Source organism: Mesoflavibacter zeaxanthinifaciens subsp. sabulilitoris (genome assembly GCF_014191595.1).
In the GTDB taxonomy this organism is placed as follows: Bacteria; Bacteroidota; Bacteroidia; order Flavobacteriales; family Flavobacteriaceae; genus Mesoflavibacter; species Mesoflavibacter zeaxanthinifaciens.
This window is the reverse complement of sequence record NZ_JACHWV010000014.1, coordinates 1-2,645: the sequence shown is the minus strand read 5'-3', so window position 1 is coordinate 2,645 and position 2,645 is coordinate 1. Positions and strand designations below refer to the sequence as shown.

The window sequence follows — 2,645 nt, the reverse complement described above, 5'->3', positions numbered from 1 at the left end:
TTGGTATCTTCAAATACCGTTCCGCTTAAGTCGCCTAATGCTGGTGCATACCCATCATCGGTAGTTGTGTTTGTGCCTTCTACTACGGTTACTGTTTCTGGATCTGAGCCTGTTGTGGTTAATGTATCTGTAATGTCTGCTGGTAAGCTAGTCTCATCTACATCTACTGTAGCATCTCCTACTGGTATGTCGGTTGCCGTCCAATCTCCATTGGCATCGGTCGTTACTGTCGTTGGGTTACCATCAACATCGGTGATGATTACTTCTACACCTGCGATTCCTGCTTCACCTGCATCTTGTACGCCGTTGCCGTTGGTATCTTCAAATACTGTTCCTGATACATCTCCTACTGCTGGTGCATAGCCATCATCTGTTGTTGCTGTATCTACTCCTTCAACTACGGTCACCGTCTCTGGGTCTGAGCCTGTTGTGGTTAACGTGTCTGTAATGTCTGCTGGTAATGTTGTTTCATCTACATCTACTGTAGCATCTCCTACTGGAATATCTGTTGCGGTCCAATCTCCATTGGCATCGGTCGTTACTGTCGTTGGGTTACCATCAACATCGGTGATAATTACTTCTACACCTGCGATACCTGCTTCGCCTGCATCTTGTACACCGTTTCCGTTAGTGTCTTCGAATACCGTTCCGCTTAAGTCGCCTACTGCTGGTGCATACCCATCATCGGTAGTTGTGTTTGTGCCTTCTGCTACGGTTACTGTTTCTGGATCTGAGCCTGTTGTGGTTAAGGTATCTGTAATGTCTGCTGGTAATGTTGTTTCATCTACATCTACTGTAGCATCTCCTACTGGAATATCTGTTGCGGTCCAATCTCCATTGGCATCGGTCGTTACTGTCGTTGGGTTACCATCAACATCGGTGATAATTACTTCTACACCTGCGATACCTGCTTCGCCTGCATCTTGTACACCGTTTCCGTTAGTGTCTTCGAATACCGTTCCGCTTAAGTCGCCTACTGCTGGTGCATAGCCATCATCGGTAGTTGTGTTTGTGCCTTCTGCTACGGTTACTGTTTCTGGATCTGAGCCTGTTGTGGTTAAGGTATCCGTAATGTCTGCTGGTAAGCTAGTTTCATCTACATCTACTGTAGCATCGCCTACTGGAATGTCGGTTGCCGTCCAATCTCCATTGGCATCGGTCGTTACTGTTGTTGGGTTACCATCAACATCGGTTACGACAACATCTACACCTGCGATGCCTGCTTCGCCTGCATCTTGTACGCCGTTGCCATTAGTGTCTTCGAATACCGTTCCTGATACATCACCTACTGCTGGTGCATAGCCATCATCTGTTGTAGCGTTTGTTCCGTCTACAACTGTTACTGTCTCAGGATCTGAGCCTGTTGTGGTTAAGGTATCTGTAATCCCTGCTGGTAAGGTCGTTTCATCTACATCTACTGTAGCATCGCCTACTGGAATATCTGTTGCGGTCCAATCTCCATTGGCATCGGTCGTTACTGTTGTTGGGTTACCATCAACATCGGTTACTACAACATCTACGCCTGCGATGCCTGCTTCGCCTGCATCTTGTACGCCATTTCCGTTGGTATCTTCGAATACCGTTCCTGATACATCGCCTACTGCTGGTGCATACCCATCATCGGTAGTTGTGTTTGTGCCTTCTACTACGGTTACCGTCTCTGGATCTGAGCCTGTTGTGGTTAAGGTATCTGTAATGTCAGCTGGTAAGGTTGTTTCATCTACATCTACTGTCGCATTGCCTACTGGAATGTCTGTTGCCGTCCAATCTCCATTAGCATCTGTTGTTACTGTCGTTGGATTATTATCTACATCGGTGATGATTACTTCTACACCTGAGATGCCTGCTTCGCCTGCATCTTGTACGCCATTTCCGTTGGTATCTTCAAATACGGTTCCTGATACATCACCTAATGCTGGTGCATAACCATCATCAGTGGTTGTGTTTGTGCCTTCAACTACGGTTACTGTCTCAGGATCTGATCCTGTCGTTGTTAAGGTATCTGTAATGTCTGCTGGTAAGGTTGTTTCATCTACATCTACCGTTGCATCGCCTACTGGTATGTCGGTTGCGGTCCAATCTCCATTTACATCTGTTGTTACTGTCGTTGGGTTACCATCGACATCTGTTACGACAACATCTACGCCTGCGATGCCTGCTTCGCCTGCATCTTGTACTCCGTTTCCGTTAGTATCTTCGAATACGGTTCCTGATACATCACCTACTGCTGGTGCATAGCCATCATCTGTTGTAGCGTTTGTTCCGTCTACAACTGTTACCGTCTCTGGATCTGAGCCTGTTGTAGTTAACGTACCTGTGATGTCTGCTGGTAAGGTCGTTTCATCTACATCTACTGTCGCATTGCCTACTGGAATGTCTGTTGCCGTCCAATCTCCATTAGCATCTGTTGTTACTGTTGTTGGATTATTATCTACATCGGTGATGATTACTTCTACACCTGAGATGCCTGCTTCGCCTGCATCTTGTACGCCATTTCCGTTGGTATCTTCAAATACGGTTCCTGATACATCACCTAATGCTGGTGCATAACCATCATCAGTGGTTGTATTTGTACCTTCAACTACAGTTACGGTCTCTGGATCTGAGCCTGTTGTGGTTAAGGTATCCGTAATATCTGCTGGTAA

General features: G+C 46.4%; 1 protein-coding gene. It reads right to left on the bottom strand.

Annotated elements, in window-relative coordinates; all coding sequences use genetic code 11:
* Positions 1-2,645 (bottom strand): beta strand repeat-containing protein (locus FHS04_RS14265; RefSeq protein ID WP_221184990.1); only part of this gene is annotated, 2,645 nt, incomplete at both ends.